General features: G+C 67.3%; 16 protein-coding genes. 5 read left to right on the top strand and 11 right to left on the bottom strand.

Annotated elements, in window-relative coordinates; translation table 11 throughout:
- Positions 1-105 precede the first annotated feature (105 nt).
- The 4 genes from EYE40_RS00695 to EYE40_RS00680 form a co-directional block, all read right to left on the bottom strand.
- Complete coding sequence (locus tag EYE40_RS00695; protein WP_130980142.1) at positions 106-1,896, bottom strand: YhgE/Pip family protein; 1,791 nt, start codon at positions 1,894-1,896, stop codon at positions 106-108.
- Entirely contained in the window at positions 1,893-4,853 is a 2,961-nt protein-coding gene (locus tag EYE40_RS00690; RefSeq protein WP_130980141.1) for an MMPL family transporter, read from the bottom strand. Before EYE40_RS00690 ends, EYE40_RS00695 begins: the two co-directional genes overlap by 4 nt.
- 4 nt (positions 4,854-4,857) lie before the next feature.
- Positions 4,858-5,439 (bottom strand): TetR/AcrR family transcriptional regulator, encoded by a 582-nt coding sequence (locus tag EYE40_RS00685; RefSeq protein ID WP_130980140.1) that lies wholly within the window; start codon positions 5,437-5,439, stop codon positions 4,858-4,860.
- 70 nt (positions 5,440-5,509) lie between these two features.
- On the bottom strand, positions 5,510-6,667 hold the full coding sequence (locus tag EYE40_RS00680; RefSeq protein WP_130980139.1) for an SLC13 family permease: 1,158 nt from the start codon (positions 6,665-6,667) through the stop codon (positions 5,510-5,512).
- A gap of 163 nt (positions 6,668-6,830) precedes the next feature.
- Here EYE40_RS00680 and EYE40_RS00675 point away from each other — a divergent pair, with 163 nt between their 5' ends.
- Positions 6,831-7,025, top strand: coding sequence for a hypothetical protein (locus EYE40_RS00675; protein WP_130980138.1), 195 nt, complete (start codon positions 6,831-6,833; stop codon positions 7,023-7,025).
- Between the two features lie 2 nt (positions 7,026-7,027).
- Entirely contained in the window at positions 7,028-7,558 is a 531-nt protein-coding gene (locus EYE40_RS00670) for a hypothetical protein (protein ID WP_130980137.1), read from the top strand.
- Between the two features lie 53 nt (positions 7,559-7,611).
- Here EYE40_RS00670 and EYE40_RS00665 read toward each other — a convergent pair whose 3' ends face one another.
- The 5 genes from EYE40_RS00665 to EYE40_RS00645 are packed head-to-tail and all read right to left on the bottom strand — an operon-like array spanning position 7,612 to position 12,637.
- Positions 7,612-8,361, bottom strand: coding sequence for a FadR/GntR family transcriptional regulator (locus EYE40_RS00665; protein WP_130980136.1), 750 nt, complete (start codon positions 8,359-8,361; stop codon positions 7,612-7,614).
- A 2-nt stretch (positions 8,362-8,363) separates the two neighbouring features.
- Complete coding sequence (locus EYE40_RS00660) at positions 8,364-9,152, bottom strand: 3-oxoacyl-ACP reductase (RefSeq protein WP_161972327.1); 789 nt, start codon at positions 9,150-9,152, stop codon at positions 8,364-8,366.
- Between the two features lie 14 nt (positions 9,153-9,166).
- The gene (locus EYE40_RS00655; protein WP_130980135.1) at positions 9,167-10,528 is read right to left on the bottom strand and encodes an aldehyde dehydrogenase family protein; all 1,362 of its coding nucleotides are present in this window, start codon (positions 10,526-10,528) and stop codon (positions 9,167-9,169) included.
- A complete protein-coding gene (locus EYE40_RS00650; RefSeq protein WP_130980134.1) occupies positions 10,525-11,280 on the bottom strand; it encodes a gamma-glutamyl-gamma-aminobutyrate hydrolase family protein in 756 nt (251 codons plus the stop codon). The genes EYE40_RS00655 and EYE40_RS00650 overlap by 4 nt, the downstream gene beginning before the upstream one ends.
- Positions 11,261-12,637: a glutamine synthetase family protein gene (locus tag EYE40_RS00645; RefSeq protein WP_130980133.1), complete on the bottom strand. Its 1,377-nt coding sequence runs from the start codon at positions 12,635-12,637 to the stop codon at positions 11,261-11,263. Before EYE40_RS00645 ends, EYE40_RS00650 begins: the two co-directional genes overlap by 20 nt.
- Before the next feature lie 124 nt (positions 12,638-12,761).
- On the opposite strand from EYE40_RS00645, the gene EYE40_RS00640 reads away from it, so the two are divergent.
- Entirely contained in the window at positions 12,762-14,273 is a 1,512-nt protein-coding gene (locus tag EYE40_RS00640) for an amino acid permease (protein WP_130980132.1), read from the top strand.
- A 54-nt stretch (positions 14,274-14,327) separates the two neighbouring features.
- Here EYE40_RS00640 and EYE40_RS00635 read toward each other — a convergent pair whose 3' ends face one another.
- Positions 14,328-15,491 (bottom strand): alanine racemase, encoded by a 1,164-nt coding sequence (locus tag EYE40_RS00635; RefSeq protein ID WP_130982671.1) that lies wholly within the window; start codon positions 15,489-15,491, stop codon positions 14,328-14,330.
- A 169-nt stretch (positions 15,492-15,660) separates the two neighbouring features.
- On the bottom strand, positions 15,661-16,296 hold the full coding sequence (locus EYE40_RS00625) for a LysE family translocator (RefSeq protein ID WP_130980131.1): 636 nt from the start codon (positions 16,294-16,296) through the stop codon (positions 15,661-15,663).
- Positions 16,297-16,345: 49 nt separating this feature from the next.
- Between EYE40_RS00625 and galE the strand changes: the two genes are divergently transcribed.
- Positions 16,346-17,329, top strand: a complete 984-nt coding sequence (galE, locus tag EYE40_RS00620) for a UDP-glucose 4-epimerase GalE (protein ID WP_130980130.1) — start codon at positions 16,346-16,348, stop codon at positions 17,327-17,329.
- A 36-nt stretch (positions 17,330-17,365) separates the two neighbouring features.
- Positions 17,366-17,848: a GNAT family N-acetyltransferase gene (locus EYE40_RS00615; protein ID WP_130980129.1), complete on the top strand. Its 483-nt coding sequence runs from the start codon at positions 17,366-17,368 to the stop codon at positions 17,846-17,848.
- Positions 17,849-17,879: the final 31 nt, after the last annotated feature.

Below are 17,879 nucleotides of genomic sequence, written 5' to 3'. Positions count from 1 at the left end.
CCCGGGTTACTGTCGCCCGCCCGGGTCACAACCCGGGCGAGCGTCTGCACACCGGGCGACGAACAGCCCCACGGTCAACGCCGTTTGCCGCTCAGGTCCGGCGCGTTACGCCGTGACCGGAACCAGCCCGAGCGAGACGGCCCGTCGCGTGCGGCGCATCGCGAACAGTGCGACAGCGACCGAACCCGCGCCGAATGCGAACAGTGCTACCGCAGCGAGGATGACGCTTCCCGTGTCTCCACCCGAGATGATGCCCTGCATGCCCGAGACGCCATAGCTGAGCGGAAGGAATGGGCTGATCACCTGGAACGGTTTCGCGAGCAGCTCGATCGGGTAGAAGCTTCCCGTCGAGGTGATCTGGATCGCGAGCAGGAACAGCGAGATCACGAGACCCGCGCGGCCGAATCCGATCGTGAGCAGGTAGTGGAACGCCGTGAACGCGAGCGCCATGAGCAGTGAGAAGCCGAGAGTCGCGGGCAACAGCGACCAGCTCACGCCCAGGCTTACATGCAGCAGCACGACCAGCAGCAGGGCCTGCGCGACAGTCACAATGCCGGCGCGCACGAGCGAGGCGAGCACGAGCCGGCCATTGTTCGCCGTGGAGGCGAGCAGACGGTTCGTGGTCGGGCGCAGCACGAGGAATACGGCGAGGGCGCCGATCCAGAGTCCGAGAGGCACGAAGAACGTCGCGATGCCCTGGCCCACATCCGTCACGGCGTTGTCGGTCGTGACGTCCACGGCCACCGGATCAGAGGCGACTTCTGCGGCAGTCTTCGACGTGTCTTCATCGAACACGGGAACCGCCTCGGCGCCGTCCGCAAGACCGGTCGAGAGTTCGCCGGCTCCGTCCGCGAGCTTGGCTGCACCCGACTCGAGCTGGGTGGCACCGCTGCGCAGGGCGGCCGATCCACCGGAGATTTGCGCTGCACCGGACGCGCTCTTCGAGATGCCGCCCTGGATGCCGTAAACCGCAGTGCCGACGCCGGCGACGAATTTCTTGCCGCTGGCGCCCTGCGCCGAAACGCCCTGCAGCCCCTGTGTTGCGAGATTCAGGGTATAGACCTCGGTCGGGGTGAGGGGGGTTCCGGCCTGGATCTTGGCGTTTATGGGCTGAATGATCGCGTAGAGCTGGCTGATCCCCGACGTGTACTGGCGCGCCCCGGCGGTGAGCTTGTCGAGCCCCGCGGCTCCCGTGTTCAACGTGCCCAGTCCCCCAGCAAGCGAGTCGACGCCACCGGTGTATTTGTCGACGCCTTCAGAGTAGGAGCCGATGCCGTCGGTGAGACCCTCGGCACCGTCCGCTAGCTCCCCCGCACCGTCCGCTGCCGTTTGCAGCGCCTTGCCGACGTCGCCGAGGCCCGAGTACAGCCCCGTGATGTACTGCGCGGTGATGGCGTTGCCGAAGGTGGCCGCCATGGTCGAGCCGACCTGCTCGGCGACCGCACCACCCAGGTAGGAGTGCGCGTCGTCGGTGCGGATCGCGATGTCCGCCTTTACCGGGTCGTCGCCCGAGATCGACAGGATCGATTTCGAGAAGTTCGACGGCACGGTGAGGATCGCGTACACCTCGCCGTTGGCGAGCGCCTCCTCGGCGTCGTCGGCGTTGGTGATCTTCCAGTCGAAGCCCTCGGCGTCGCTTGCGGTGAGCTCGGTGACGAGCTGGCGACCGGCGAACACGTTCTGCTCGGTGCCGTCCGCCGCGGTGGTCGTCACAAGGGAGTCCTCGTTGACGATCGCGGCCGGAATGTTCTCGAGCGCGTTGTCAGAACCGGAGAGCGCTCCGACGAACAGACCGGCGAAGGCGAGCGGCACGAGCACCACCGCGCCGAGTGCGCCCCAGCGCAGCCACTGCCTGCGGCGGGCCGGGGGGTTGGTGGTGAGAGCGAGCTGGCTCATCGGGCGTCGCCTTTCGTGAGGACTTCAGATTCGAGGGCGAGGTGTCGCGCAGACGCCTCCAGTTGGTGTGATTCGTCGAGATCGAGCACGGCAACCTCGCGACGGGCCATCGACACGTCGAGTGCGCGGGCCGGCACCGGAGTGCCGATCACGACGGTCGTCGTGGCAGGGGCGAGCAGGTCGATCGCCGTGATGAAGGCCCGCTCGTCCTCGGTCGACGCGAAGGCGTCGAGCTGGTCGAGCATGACCACCGGAGTCCGCTCGCACAGGGCGAGGGCCGCCAGCGTGATCGCGCGCTCGAGCTGCGGGAGTTCGAGGAGCGTGCTCTGGGCCGTGATGCGCGAGTTCGTGGCATCCGTCACCTGCTCGATCGCCGAGTTGATGCGCTCGAGCCAGCGCTCACTGCCGCGCCCGGTTCGGAACATGCTGTACCAGGGCTGCGTGAGTTCGATGCGCTCGGCCAGCAGTTCGCCGACGGTGACCGAGGCCTCGGTGCGTTCGGTTCCCCCGAGGTCGGCGAGGGCGACGAGCCCTGCGACGCTCGCGGCTTCTGAGGGCAGCGGATGTCCCGCCACCTGCGCCAACCCGGCAACCGGGTCGAGGCGTCCCCCGAGCGTCGCGGCGAGAAGCCGTCGCTCGCCGGGCTCGCCCGACGCGACCACGAGGGACCCAGGGCTCACGCGGAAGGTGAGCGGCCCGATCGGGTTGGCACGCGACCCGACGACGAGGTTCTCTGCGCTGATGACGGCCCCGTCCTGGCCGCGCGCCCACTCGACGGCGTCGCGGTGCTCGCGCAGCTGCTCGCCCTCGACGTCGACGTTGGGCAGCAGGTTGGAGAGCCAGCGCGGCATCCACCAGGCGGCTTTGCCGAGCAGGGTCATGATCGCGGGCACGAGGGTCATGCGCACAAGGAACGCGTCGACGGCGATGCCGACGGCGAGGCCCAGGGCGATCGGCTTGATCGCGCCGGAGCCCTCGGGCACGAAGGCGAAGAACACGAAGAACATGATGAGCGCGGCGGCGGTGACCACTCGGGCGCCGTTGGCGAATCCGTGGGCGACGGCGTAGCGCGCGTCGCCGGTCTTGACGAACTCCTCGCGCATCCCGGAGACCAGGAACAGCTCGTAGTCCATCGCCAAACCGAAGAGTACCGCCATGAGAAGGATGGGCAGGAAGCTGAGGATCGGGCCGGGCACGTCGATGTGCAGCAGGTCGGCGAACCAGCCCCACTGGAAGATCGCGACGACGACACCGAAGGAGGCGCCGACCGAGAGCAGGAAGCCGAGCGCGGCCTTGATCGGCACGAGCACCGAGCGGAAAACCATCATGAGCAGCAGGATCGACAACCCGACGACGATCGTGCCGAACGGGATGAGCGCGTCACTCAGGCGGTTGGAGATGTCGATGCCGATGGCCGTCGCACCGGTGACGGTGATGGGGGTGTCGTATTCGTTCGCGATGGTGGGGCCGAGGTCGCGGATCTCCTGGACGAGCGCCTTCGTCTCCTCGGAGTTCGGCGCGTTCTCGGAGACGACCTGGCAGATGGCCGTGTCGAGCGTCTCGTCGGGGAGGCACTGGCCGACGTAGGCGACGCCGTCGAGTCCCTCGAGGTCGGAGCGCACGCCCTCGAGGTCGTCGAGGATATCGATGGTCTGGGTGATGTCGACAGACACGATGAGCGGGCCGTTGAACCCGGCACCGAAGCCGTCGGCGATGAGGTCGTAGGCCTCGCGCTGCGTGGACGCGGCGGGCTCCGAACCGTTGTCGGGAAGGCTGAGCTGCAGGCTGAACGCGGGGATCGCGACCACTCCGAGAAGGGCGACGACACCGATCGTGGCGAGCACGGGAACCTTCATCACGCCCTTGACCCAGCGCATGCCCATGGTGGTGGTGCCGGTCTCGCCATCATGCGCGACCGCGCGCTTGTACGCCCGGCTACCGGGCTTCGGCGCGAGCCGGCCCTTGGCGAGTCCAAGCAGAGCGGGCAGCAGGGTCGTGGCGATGCAGATCGCGACGAGCACGGCGAACGCCGCGCCGACACCCATCGTGCTGAGGAAAGGGATGCCAACCACGAGCAGACCGAGCAGCGCGATGATGACGGTGATGCCTGCGAAGACGACGGCGCTTCCGGCCGTGCCGACCGCCATGGCGGCGGACTCCTCGGGATCCTCGCCGCGGGCGAGTTGCGTTCGATGCCTCGAGAGGATGAACAGCGCGTAGTCGATGCCGACCGCGAGGCCGATCATGAGCGCGAGGAGTGGTGCCGTGCTGGACACGCTCGTGAAGGCGGCGACGGTGGTAATGCCGCCGACGACGATGCCGACTCCGATGAGGGCGGAGAGCAGTGGCATCCCGGCTGACACCAGCGAACCGAAGGTGATGAACAGCACAACGCCCGCGAACACCACGCCGAAGACCTCGATGATCGTGATGCCGAAGGTATTGTCCTGGAAGACCTGGCCACCGAAGGCGACCTCCATGCCTGCGTCCTCCGTTATGGAGCGGGTGTCCTGCAGATCTGTGAGCATCTCGTCGGTGACGTCGGTTGCCGCACCGTCGAACTGCACGCGGATGAAGCTCATGTTTTCGTCGTCGGAGATCGCCTTGCCGGCGTACTCGCTGAACGGGCTGACCACGGCCTCGACGCCGTCGAGCTTCTCAATCGCGTCGGCCTGGTCCTCGATCGCGTCCTTGTACTTGTCGTCGTTGACGGACGCGCCCTCGGGTGCCACGGTCACGACCTGTACGGCGGTGCCGGCGACGGCGGGGAAGACGGCACTCAGCTTGTCGAGGGCGTCCTGCGACTCCGTGCCGGGAATCGCGAAAGACTCCTGGGTCGAGCCGCCGAGGGCTATCGACCCGCCGAGTATGCCGACGAGCACCACGAACCAGACGGCGATGATCGTCCAGGCGCGGCGGTAGGAGAACCGACCGAGACGGTAGAGGAGAGTGGCCACGGGATTACTCCAGAGATGTGGGTGGACGGACGGGAACGGGTGCGAGCAGCTCGGTGAGGATGGTGATGAGAGCAGCTCTGATCTCGTCGTCCGGAATCTCGGTCTTGTGTTCGGTGCCCGGCTGCGAGCCGAGGATGTACGCGGATCCACCGAGGGCGATGCCAAAACGCAGTCGTGCCTCGACGGTCGGTGCGGCGCGGAAGAAGTAGTCGGCGAGGCGTTCGACAAGGGCGTTGGCGCGGTCGATCACCGGCACGTCGACGAGGGACGGCCCCTGGCTGAGGAAGGTGCTGATCTCGAGCCGGTGGCGCAGCAGGAAGTCGACGAAGTCGCTCACGAAGGCCGCGCGCCGGGAGTCGGTGAGTTCGGTGTCGGAGATCGAGTCGAGGATGTCGCTCATGAGGTCGATAGCGGGGCCCACCGCGGCCTCGAGCAGGGCCTCCTTCGACGCGAAGTGGTACAGCACACTCGACTTCGACATTCCGGCGATCTCCGCGATGCGCTGCAGCGATGTGCCCGCGTAGCCGGCGCGGGCGAACTCGGCGAGGGCGATGAGGCGCAGCTCTTCGTGGGTGGTGATCGACATAGAAGTCGATGGTAGCTGACCGATCGGTCAGCTCCTGTCCGATCGGTCAGTTTCCCAGACTATTTTGTGATTAGGGATGCACCAGCGTTAGCCCTACGGTCGCCGCCGCCACCGTGACCGGAGCCACGACGAGGCCGAGCAGCGCATATCTGCGCCAGGAGATCTCCACCCCGAGTGCTTTGAGGCGCTCGTGCCAGAGCAGGGTCGCGAGCGACGCCCACGGCGTGATGAGCGGGCCGACGTTCACCCCGATGAGCAGCGCGGCGATCCGCAGCGGCGAACCGGCCACCGGCTCGAGCGCGAGATAGGCGGGGAGATTGTTGACCAGGTTCGCGCCCACTGCACCCGTGCCCGCGAGCCGCAGCAGCTCGACGGGCCCCTCGCCGTCACCCGAGACGGCGGCGAGCACCGTGGCCAGGCCGAGCGCGTGCCCGGCCTCGACGACGAGGAAGAGCCCCGCGGCGAGCAGCAGGAGCTGCCACGGCAGCAGCGAGAAACGCAGCACGCTCGGGCGCCGCACGAGGAAGAAGCCACCGAGTACAACCGCGGCGGCAACGGCCGGCAGCCAGACCGGCAGCCCCGAGACGAGGAGCGGGATCACGAGCACCACGACGATTCCGCTCGCCCAGAGCAGCACGCGGTCCTCCCGCACCTCCTTCTCCGCGAGTTCGTAGCGCACCAGCAGGTCACGCCGGTAGATGAGGAAGAGCGCGAGTGCGGGAACGACCACGGCGATCGCGGCAGGCACGGCCATGAGCGCGGCGAATCCGGCCGGGCCCAGCCCGTTCAGTTCGTGCTCGGCGAGCAGGTTCGTGAGATTGGAAACGGGGAGCAGCAGTGACGCGGTGTTCGCCATCCAGACACTGGTCAGCGCAAAGGGCAGGGGCGACAGTCCGACGTGACGTGCGAGCAGCACGACCACCGGTGTGAGCAGCACCGCCGTAGTGTCGAGCGAGAGGAACACGGTGCTGAGCACGGACAGCGCGAGCACCAGCAGCCAGAGCAGCCAGCCCCGACCGCGTCCCCAGCTCGCGGTGCGCTCGGCAACCAGACCGAACAGCCCGGCTTCTGCGGCAAGCTCGGTGACCACGGTGATGGCGACCACGAACAGCAGGATCGGCCAGACGCGGTCCGCCACGGCGGCCGCCTCGGCGAGGGGCAGGATCCCGACGGCAACGGCAACCAGACCGAGCACAAGGAGGATGCCTCCGAGAATTGCTGAGCGCACGACATCCTCTCTTCGCATGTCAGAGTAGACCTTCGCACGGCTGATTGCGGCCTGAACGCGACCTGTGAACAGTTCGGGCGAATGGATGCCACGCACTAGCGTTAAATAGTTGGCCCGGCCCGGTTGCCGTGCCCGTTACAACAAGCAACATCGTGGAGGCGACATGCGCAGGTTCATTTTCAGCGGTACGGTTCTCAGCGCACTCTTCGGTGGCCTGAGCACCGTACAGGCATCCCGCAAGGGCCCGCGTGACTGGCGACTCGCCCTCATGTGGATCAGCTGGGGTCTCACAGTGGCGATCGCCGTCGGCACCGTCATCAAGGACAGTGAGAACGCCCCGCTCGACGAATTGGAGTAACAATGAATGGCTTCGGAAACTACGGCGGACACATCGCCCAGTTCATCGGAACGGCCGTCTGGGGCATTGTGATGCTCGCCCTTCTCGTCGTCGGGCTGGGGCTCGCGTTCCTGCTCGCACGCTTCCTGCTCGTCGCCACCAAGGCCGCGCAGCACTACCTCGACAAGAACGGCGTGGCCTCGACAAAGCCCGCCAAGCCCGCGCCGACCGGCCTGTACAGCCCGGGACGTCCCGCGGAGGAACCAGCCTCGAGCGTCGTTCCGCCCTCGACCACGCCGTCCGGTGGGCCGGAGACCGTTGTTCCGCCAGCAGCTCCTTCGGTGGCACCCGAGACCGCGACCACCGCGGTCCTCCCGCCCAAGGCCGCCAGGCCGAAGGCCGCAGCCCCGACCACTGGCGCACCCAAGCCGGCCACCACGCGCAAGTCGCCCACGGCCACGACCCCGATTCCTCCGGTCGAGCCGCCCACCGTGGTCTCGCCGAAGCCGGTCACCAAGCCGCGCACGCCGAAGACGCCTCCGCCCGCGGTCTAGGTTCTCCGGTTCACGGACGCCGTCCCAACTTCGGTCGGGGCGGGGTTTCGCGCTCAGCCCAGGAACCCGCGCAACAGCGCAGCCGAGCCCGCGAGGTGCTCGAGGGTCGCGGCCGCGGCACGATTCTCGTCGCCGGTAAGGATCGCGACGATGATCGCCTCGTGCTGCTCGTTCGAGTGCTCGATATTGCGCGTGATGAGCGGGATGTGGTCGAGCAGGTCGTTGACCGCCGTGCGGTTGTCCGCGATGAGGGTCACGAGCGAGGGTGTGCCGACGACCTCCGCGATGGCCAGGTGCAGGCGGGAGTCGAGCCGGCGGTAGTCCGTCGCGGAGGCTCCGGCGGTCTCGCGCAACCGTGTCCAGAGCATGTCGCGCTCGGCGGCGCTGAGCGAGCGGTTCGCCGCAGCCCTCGCGGCGCCCATCTCGAGAATCTCGCGCAGCCCCAGCACATCGTCGATCTCGGCCGGGGTGGGGGCGGGTGCAGCGACATCCCCTCGCTCGAAATCACCGGGAACAGGGATGGGGTCGCTTACGAATGTTCCGCCGTACCGACCACGACGGGACGCGAGAAAACCCGCTTCGGACAGTGACCGGATGGCCTCCCGCACGGTATCGCGCGACACCGAGAAGCGGCTCGCGAGGTCGCGCTCGGGCGGGAGGGCTTCGCCCGGCGCCACGAGCCCGAGTCGGATCGTCTGCAGCAGTCGCGCAACCGTGTCTTCGAAGGCGTTGCCATTACGCAGGGGTCGGTACAGCGACTCACTGACCAGACCCTCGTAACTGACTTCCTCCGCCGCGGCCATGGTTACAGCGGTGTCACGTAGGCGGAGCTGATGCCGCCGTCGACCAGGAAGGTGGAGGCGGTGATGAACGAGGCGTCGTCGCTCGCGAGGAAGGCGACGGCAGCGGCGAGCTCCTCCGCCTGCGCGAACCTGCCGACCGGGATGTGCACGAGGCGGCGCTGGGCGCGCTCGGGGTCCTTGGCGAACAGCTCCTGCAGCAGCGGGGTGTTGACCGGCCCCGGGCAGAGCGCGTTGACACGGATGCCCTGGCGCGCGAACTGCACACCCAGCTCTTTGGTCATGGCGAGCACGCCTCCCTTCGACGCCGTGTAGGAGATCTGTGACGTGGCCGAGCCCATGACCGCGACGAACGAGGCGGTGTTGATGATCGACCCGGACTGCTGCTTGACCATGTGTCGCAGTGCCGCGCGCGAGCAGAGGTAGACGCTCTTGAGGTTGACGTCCTGCACCCGATCCCAGGCCGGCAGCTCGGTGGTCTCGATCGAGTCGTCCTCGGGCGGCGAGATGCCGGCGTTGTTGAAGGCGATGTCGAGCGAGCCGTAAGTGGCGACGGCGGTGTCGAAGAGGTTGTTGACCTGGGCCTCGTCGGTCACGTCGACCTTGATGAACAGTCCGCCCACGGCGTCGGCCGCGGCCTGCCCGGATTCCTCGAATAGGTCGCCGATCACGACGGTCGCGCCTTCGGCGGCAAAACGCTGGGCGGTCGCGAAGCCGATTCCGCCCGCGCCGCCGGTGATCACCGCCACCTTGCCGGCGAGGCGCTGCGTGAGGTCGATCTTCGTGATGGTCATTCGGTTCCCCCTGGTCAATCGGTGCTGATGAAGACGTTTTTGGTCTCGGTGAAGGCCGAGGCGGCGTCCGGCCCGAGCTCGCGACCGAGGCCGCTCTGCTTGAACCCGCCGAAGGGCGTCGAGTAGCGCACACTCGAGTTCGAGTTGACCGACAGGTTGCCGCTGTCGATGGCGCGTGACATCCGGATGCCGCGACTCAGGTCCCGCGTCCACACCGAGCCACTCAGGCCGTAGATGGAGTCGTTCGCCAGCGCGATCGCGTCGGCCTCGTCGTCGAACGCCAGCACGCTCACCACGGGACCGAAGATCTCGTCGGTGACGACCCGATCGGTGCGGGATCCGGGCAGCAGTACGGTCGGCGCGAACCAGTACCCGTCACCGGTCGGGGCACTCCCCCGGAACGCGACCTGCGCGTCGTCGGGCACGTAGGAGGCGACCTTGTCGTAGTGGGCCTTTGCGACGAGCGGCCCCATCTCGGTGGCCTCATCGCCGGGGGCGCCGACCACGACACCCTTGACCGCGGGTTCGAGCAGTTCCATAAAGCGGTCGAGGGCGCTTCGTTCGACGAGGATGCGGCTGCGCGCGCAGCAATCCTGCCCGGCGTTCTCGAAGACGGCATAGGGCGCGGATGCCGCTGCCTTCTCAAGGTCGGCGTCGGCGAAGATCACGTTGGCGCTCTTGCCGCCGAGTTCGAGGGTGACGGCCTTCACCTGTTCGGCGCAGCCCGCCATCACCTTCTTCCCGACCGCGGTGGATCCGGTGAAGACGACCTTGCGCACGTTCTCGTGGGTGACGAAGCGGGTGCCGACCACGTCTCCGCGACCGGGCAGCACCTGGAACAGGCCTTCGGGAAGCCCCGCCTCGAGGGCGAGTTCGCCGAGGCGGATCGCGGTGAGCGGCGTCCACTCCGCGGGCTTCAGCAGCACCGCGTTGCCTGCGGCGAGCGCGGGCGCGAAGCCCCAGCTCGCTATCGTCATCGGATAGTTCCACGGCACGATGATGCCGACGACGCCGAGAGGTTCGAGAAAGGTGAGGTCGATGCCGCCGGCGACGGGGATCTGCTTGCCGATCATCCGCTCGGGCGCCGCGGAGTAGTAGTTCAGCACGTCTCGAACGTGGCCGGCTTCCCAGCGCGCCTGGCCGATGGGGTGGCCCGAGTTGAGCACCTCGAGCAGCGCAAGCTCCTCGATCGCTCCCTCGACAGCGAGCGCAAAACGGCGCAGCCCTGCGGCGCGTTCCGCCGGGGCGAGCGCCGCCCAGGCCTTCTGCGCGCTGAGCGCGTGCAGCACGGCGTCGTCGACCTCGGCGAGCGAGCGGTGCTCGACATCGCGGATCACCGACTCGTCAGCGGGGTTGATGAGTGTGGTCGAGGTCATGCGACGGTCACTGCCCGGTGCGCGCGGGCCGCTTCCACGAGTCCCGCGAACAGTCGCAGGTCTTCGGGCGTGTGCTCGGGATGCCACTGCACGGCGATCCCGAAGGGCATCCCGTCCACCTCCACGGCCTGCACCGTTCCATCGTCGGATCGCGCGGTCACGGTGAGGCCGTCCCCCACCGCATCGATGGCCTGGTGGTGGTACGACTTGCCGATCAGCGTCTCGCCGCCCCCGAGGAGGTCGCCGACCTGGGTTCCCGAGTCGACGAAGACCTCGTTGTCGGCGAAGACTCCGCCGCCGAGGCTGTACCGCTCGCTGCCGACGACGTCGGGCAGGTGCTGGTGGAGGGTTCCGCCGCGGTTCACGTTGAGCATCTGCAGCCCGCGGCAGATGCCGAGGAACGGCACCTCGTCTTCGATGGCGGCGGCCAGCAGCGCGTTCTCCCAATCGTCGCGGTCCTCGCGCGGCTCGTCGGTGGTGAGGAGTCGCTCCTGGCCGTAGAGCGCCGGGTTCACATCCTTGCCGCCCGCAATGATCACGCCGTCGAGTCGGCTCAGCACAGCGTGGGCGATCTCCGCGTCGACCGGCTGCGGCGGCAACAGCACGGCGATGCCGCCCGCGTTGTTCACCGCGTCGAAGTAGACGCGCGGGAGGTAGGCCGCCTGGGTGTCCCACACTCCGGTCTGCGCCTGCTCGAGGTAGGTGGTGACGCCGATAACCGGCTTGGCGGACTCAGAAACGTTCAAAACCACGGACTCTTTCCCAATCGGTGACCGCGGCGTCGTAGGCCGCCTGTTCGATGCGTGCGTTGTTCAGGTAGTGCTCGACCACGTCGGCGCCGAAGGCCTGCAGGGCGATCTCCGAGGAGGCGAACAACGAGGTGGCCTCGCGCAGCGACGAGGGCACGCGCGGGGCGTCCGAGCCGTAGGCGTTGCCTTCGAAGATCGGCTCCAGCTCGAGTTCGTGCTCGATGCCGTAGAGCCCGCCCGCGATGATCGCGGCGGTGGCGAGGTACTGGTTGACGTCTCCGCCAGGCACGCGGTTCTCGACGCGCAGACCGGATCCGTGGCCGACGACGCGCAGTGCGCAGGTGCGGTTGTCGAGGCCCCAGGCGACCGCGGTCGGCGCGAAGCTGCCCTCGACATAGCGCTTGTAGGAGTTGATGTTGGGGGCGAAGAACAGCGTGAGCTCGCGCATGGCCTTCAGCTGCCCGGCGATCCAGTGCTCCATGGGCTTCGAGAAGCCGTGCTCACCGTCGCCGGCCATCACCGCCTCACCCTTCGTCGAGCGCACCGAGAGGTGTATGTGGCACGAGTTGCCCTCGCGCTCGTTGAACTTGGCCATGAAGGTCAGCGACTTGCCGTGGCGGTCCGCGATCTCCTTGGCACCATTCTTGTAGATCGAGTGGTTGTCGCAGGTCGCGAGCGCGTCTGTGTAGCGGAACGCGATCTCCTGCTGGCCGAAGTTGCACTCGCCCTTGATGCCCTCCGAATACATGCCCGCCGCATCCATCGAGTTGCGGATGTCCCGCATCAGCGGTTCCATCCGGGTCGACGCCAACAGCGCGTAGTCGATGTTGTAGTCGCTGGCGGGGGTGAGCCCTTCGTACTTCTTCGCCCAGGCGTCGCGGTAGCTGTCGTCGAAGACGATGAACTCGAGCTCGGTGCCGACGAACGCCTCGAGCCCCTTCTCGGCGAGGAGTGACAACTGGTGCTTGAGGATCTCGCGTGGGCTCTGAACGACAGGGGTTTCATCCAGCCATGTCATATCGGCGATGACCATGGCCGTCGCGGGTAGCCACGGAACGAGGCGCAGCGTGTCGAGGTCGGGGATCATGGCCATGTCGCCATAGCCCTTCTCCCACGACGAGATCTTGTAGCCGTCGACCGTGTTCATCTCGACGTCAACCGCGAGCAGGTAGTTGCAGCACTCGGCGCCGTGAGCGGCGATCTCCTCGACAAACAGTCGGGCGGATGCGCGCTTTCCGACGAGTCGGCCCTGCATGTCGGTGAACGCCACTATCACCGTGTCGATCTCACGCTTGTCGACGAGCGCGGTGAGCTCGTCCATCGTCAGCATGCCGGAACGCGAGGTCGTCGAGGTGCTCATCCGACCATTACACCACAGCGTCACCAATGGAAGGTGGCCTTTCCGTAACGCGTTGTTTACACCCAAAGGTAGACACGAAGTACCAATAAACGGGAGGATCAACCACACGACCCTGGAGGATTGCATGGCAGACACCACAACCAAGTCATCGGGCGCTACCTATACGACCGCTGAAGCCGGCTACTTCGAGAAGCGCAGCCTCAAGCGCACTGCGGGGGTGTGGGGCCTCTGGGGCATCGGCATCGCCGCCGTCATCTCCGGCGACTTCTCCGGCTGGAACGTAGGGCTCGCCACGACCGGCTGGGGCGGCCTCTTCATCGCGATGATCATCATCATCGTTATGTACTTCACCATGATCTTCTCCATCGGTGAGATGTCGGCAGCGATGCCGCACACCGGCGGCGCCTATTCCTTCTCCCGGGCGGCCATGGGGCCGTGGGGCGGCTTTATCACCGGCCTCGCCGAGACCATCGAGTACGTGGTCACCACCGCCGTGGTCGTCTGGTTCTCGGCCGTCTACGCCGACTCGGCACTCCTCGCCCTCACCGGGATAACCCTCCCCGCGCCCCTCTGGTGGGCGATCCTCTACGTTGCCTTCATCGGTCTCAACTCGCTCGGCGCCTCGATTGGCTTCCGCTTCGCGCTGGTGGTCGCCATCATCTCGATGGCCGTCATCCTGCTGTTCGGGATCCTCGCCTTCGCGGGCGGTGCGGTGAACTTCGACAACCTGCTCGACATCGCCCCGACCGAGGGCAACTCGGCATTCCTGCCGTTCGGTGCGGCGGGAATCCTGTTCGCACTGCCGTTCGCCATCTGGTTCTTCCTTGGCATCGAGGAGCTGCCGCTCGCTGCGGAAGAAGCGACCAACCCGACGAAGGACATCCCGAAGGCCAGCGTCTGGGGTGTCATCACCCTCGCCTTCTTCGGCCTGCTGGTGCTGTTCCTCAACCCGGCGGTCACCGGCAGCAAGGCGATCAGCGAAGGCCTCGACAGTGGCGAGCCGCTGCTGGCCGGCTTCCGCGTCTTCCTTCCGGATGACGTCGCCGCCATCCTGTCGATCGCCGCGCTCATCGGCCTGCTGGCATCGCTGCAGGGCATCATGTTCGCCTACGGCCGCAACATGTACTCCCTCTCCCGCGCTGGCTACTACCCGAAGTTCCTGTCGCTCACCGGCAAGAAGCACCAGACGCCGTGGGTCGCCCTCGTCGTGGGTGGTGTGATCGGCTACGTCATCCTGCTGCTCGTACTCCAGGTGCTGCCGGCAGTGAACGAGGAACTCGGTGCCTCAGCGTCGGGCATCATCCTCTTCATCGCTGTCTTCGGAGCGGTGATCTCGTACATCATGCAGATGGCGTCCTACGTGATACTTCGCCGGAAGTTCCCGAACGCGGTGCGGCCCTACTCGAGCCCGACCGGAATTCCGGGTGCAGTGGTCGCCGGCGTGATCGCGTTCGCCGCGTTCCTGGGCATCGTGCTCGCGCCGCCGTTCCAACTCGCCGTGCTCACGTTCGTGGTGATCTTCGTGATCGGCATCGCGCTGTTCGCCCTCGTCGGCCGGCATCGCCTGGTGCTGTCGCCCGAGGAAGAGTACGCACTCTCGGGTGGCCTCAAGGATGGACCGGGGGACGTGGCCTAACCTGTCACCAGTACGGCCGGTCACGTGGGGTGGCCGGCCGTTCTGCTTTAACCGCTAGAAGAAGGTGCGGATGACGTCGACCACGCGCGGGTCATCCGTCGACGCAATCACCGGGATCAGCGTCCAGCGGTCCAAGGCCGAGCAGGGGTGGCTGAGCCCGAGGCGCACGACGTCGCCGATGGCGAGCTCGGCACTTGCAGGCAGGCGCAGGAACGCGTGTTGGTCGTTGAGGGCGGTCACCTGGCTTTCGGGAATATCGAGGGCGACGGGCATCCCCTCGTCCCACGGAAAGTCGCGGCGACCACCATCGAGCAGCGCGAGGCCCGGCTCGGGGCGCGAGACGACGCGCGCCCAGCCGTGCATCGCAGACCGCAGGGGCAGCGGGGAGATCGAGTCGTAGAAGCCGTCGTCATGCACCTGATACGCGCCCGATCGCAACAGCGGGATGCCGTCCACGCCCTCGAGCGCCTCCGCGACGAGTTCGACGTAAGCGCTGCCGCCCGCCGTCACGATCGGCTCGCGATCGTCGTAGTGGTCGCGCAGTCTCTCGTGCAGGCCGAGAAGGAGCCCGAGCCAAGTGCGCACCGCCTCCAGTGATTTCTCGGAGCGGTCGTGGGCGATCGATCCCTCGTAGCCGCCTACTCCCCGCACGGTGAGCGAAGGACTCTCGCGCACGGCGTCCGCGACGCGCACCGCTTCATCGATACTGCGCGCCCCGGTGCGGGCGCCCGGCGAACCGAGCTCGATGATCACCTCGACGGGGCGCGGCAGTTCACCGAGGGCGGCCGTCATCAGCTCCACCGTCCGGGCGTTGTCCACCCAGCAGACGAACTCGAACGCGGGGTCGCGCAGCTCCTCGGCGAGCCACGCGAGTGCCACCGGGTCGACGAGCGAGTTCGCGAGCATGATGCGCTCGAGCCCGTGCGCGCGGCCCAGCTGCACCTGCCAGGGGGTGGCGAGGGTGATCCCCCACGCGCCCGCGTCGAGCAGGTCCCGCCAGAGTTGCGGTGCCATGGTGGTCTTGCCGTGGGGTGCGATCTGCAGCGATCGGGCGCCGAGCCATCCACTCATCACCGCGGTGTTCGCATCGAGAGCGTCACGCGTCAGCGTCAGCAGCGGTGTCTGGAAATCGGCGAGGGTCGGCCCGGTCGCGAGGAACTGCTCGGCGGTGCTGCCCCACGCGGAGGGCGGGAAGGACTTGTGCTCTGGCCCGATCATCACGAGCCCACGCTAGCGCGACCGGGGAAGTCGCGAGCAAGACCGACGTCGCCGTGCAGACCACATGGGGCTGCACGGCGGCGACGTCCTGCCGAGCCGCACAACGGTGTTCACCGGGCTGCCTCTCCCCCGGATGCTGATCAAGATCGACGGGCTCGCTGTCGTGTAGCTAGCTCTTCGAGCCAGACGCCGCGAGGCCCACGCCGAGCCCGATCATCGCAACACCTCCGGTGGCGGCGAGCCGGGACATCCTCTTCGGGGATCGACCGAACCACTCGCGCGCGTAACCGGCACCGATCGCCCAGACGCTGTCGAGCAGCAGGGCCATGGTCGCGAAGATCGCGCCGAGTTCCAGCAGCTGCAGGGGCACGCTACCCACGCTCGCGTCGACGAATTGCGGCAGCACTGCGACGAAGAACACAATCGACTTGGGGTTCGTCACACCGACGACCATGCCCTCGAGAAGCGAACGCAGGCGGCCGATGGATGCCCCGCCCTCGGGAGCTTCGACGTGCCTGTTGCGGTGCCGGATCGCCTGCACTCCGAGATAGACGAGGAACGCGGCGCCCGCGAACTTGATCACCGTGAGGGCGACTATGGACTGCTCGAGCAGCAGGCCGAGTCCCGCGGAGATCGCCACCACCTGCGCGAACATGCCGACCGCGTTGCCCGCGACGCTGAGCAGGGCACCGACGCGACCGATAGAGAGGGCGCGGCCGACGACGAACAGCACACTCGGACCGGGCAGCGCGACGAGCACAAGCGCGGCGAGCGCGAAGGCGACGAGGTTCGCGACAGGGACCATGCTGCGATGCTAGCCGGTTCGCAAAACCCTCCGCGCTAGAATTCCGAGCGTGAAGATCCTCCTTACCGGCGGCGCCGGATACATCGGAAGCACCATCGCGAACGCCTGTGTCGACCAGGGGATCGAGCCGATCATCCTCGACGACTTCTCCAAGGGGCGACGCGACTGGGCCGGCAAGCACGTGTTCTTCGAGGGCGATGTCGCCGACGGCGACCTGATCGACAGCATCTTCGCGGCGCATCCCGACATCTCGGCGGTCATCCACTGCGCGGCGAAGATCGTGGTGCCCGAGTCGGTCGAGCAGCCGGTCGATTACTACGCGAACAACGTCGGCAAGGGCATCAGCATGCTGCAGCACCTGCGTCGCAACGGCTGCGAGCGCGTCATCTTCTCCTCCTCGGCCTCAATCTACAGCGTGAGCGCCGACTTCACCGTCGACGAGAACTCGCCCATCAACCCGACCAGCCCGTACGCTAATTCGAAGGCCATCTTCGAGAGCGTGCTTCGGGATGGCGCTGCGGCCGGCGAATTCCGCGCCATCGCGCTCCGCTACTTCAACCCGATCGGCGCCGACCCCCAGTTGCGCACCGGCCTCCAGGACCCGTTGCCCAGCCACGTGCTCGGCAAGCTGGTCACGGCTGCCCGCACCGGCGTGCCGTTCACCATCACGGGTATGGACTGGCCCACCCGTGACGGCTCCGGCATCCGCGACTTCATCCACGTCTGGGACCTGGCCCTCGCGCACGTCGCCGCGCTCAAGCGCTTCGACGAGGTCGCCACCCCGTCGGCGCCGTACGCGGTGCTCAACATCGGCACCGGCCTCGGCACCACGGTGAAAGAGTTCACCGACATGTTCATCGAGGTCTCCGGATCCGACCTCGAGGTTCTCGTCGGACCGGCCCGCCCCGGCGACGCGGCCGGCGCATACACGACCAGCGACCGTGCACCCCAGGCGCTCGGCTGGACCCCGCAGCTCACGATCGAGGACGGCATCCGCGACTCGCTGCGCTGGGCCGAGAAGTTCGCGGGCTGATCGGAATACGTCGACGCCCCTCGGCCTTCTACCCACGTGACCACCGACAGACTCATCCACACCACACCGCTTGATCCGCTCGTCGTCGAGGTGCTCGCCGACCTCGAGCGCGAGTACGACGACCGGTACGGCGACATGTTCGGCCAGCCGGCGTCAACGGAGATCAATCGCTACCCCGCCTCCACCTTCTCCGCGCCGGACGGCGACTTCGTGGTGCTCGTGCGCGACGGTCGGGCGGTCTCGGCCGGGGCGTTTATGCGGATGAGCGAGACGACCGTCGAGGTGAAGCGCATGTGGACCCACGCGGACTTCCGCGGTCAGGGCCTTGCCCGGCTGATCCTCGCCGAGCTCGAGGCCGAGGCCGCCCGACGCGGCCACTCGATCGTCGAGCTCAGCACAGGTCCGCGCCAGCCGGAGGCAGTGCGCCTCTACCTCGCCACCGGCTACACGCCCCTGTTCGACACGTCGCTGACCGCCGACGAGATCGTGTTTCACTACTTCCGCAAGGAGCTCGCCTAGCCCCATGTCTGGCGCTCATACACCGCAGCTG

Source organism: Glaciihabitans arcticus (assembly GCF_004310685.1).
GTDB lineage: Bacteria > Actinomycetota > Actinomycetes > Actinomycetales > Microbacteriaceae > Conyzicola > Conyzicola arctica.
The sequence above is the reverse complement of the archived record's forward strand: the minus strand, read 5'-3'. Positions and strand labels throughout refer to the sequence as shown.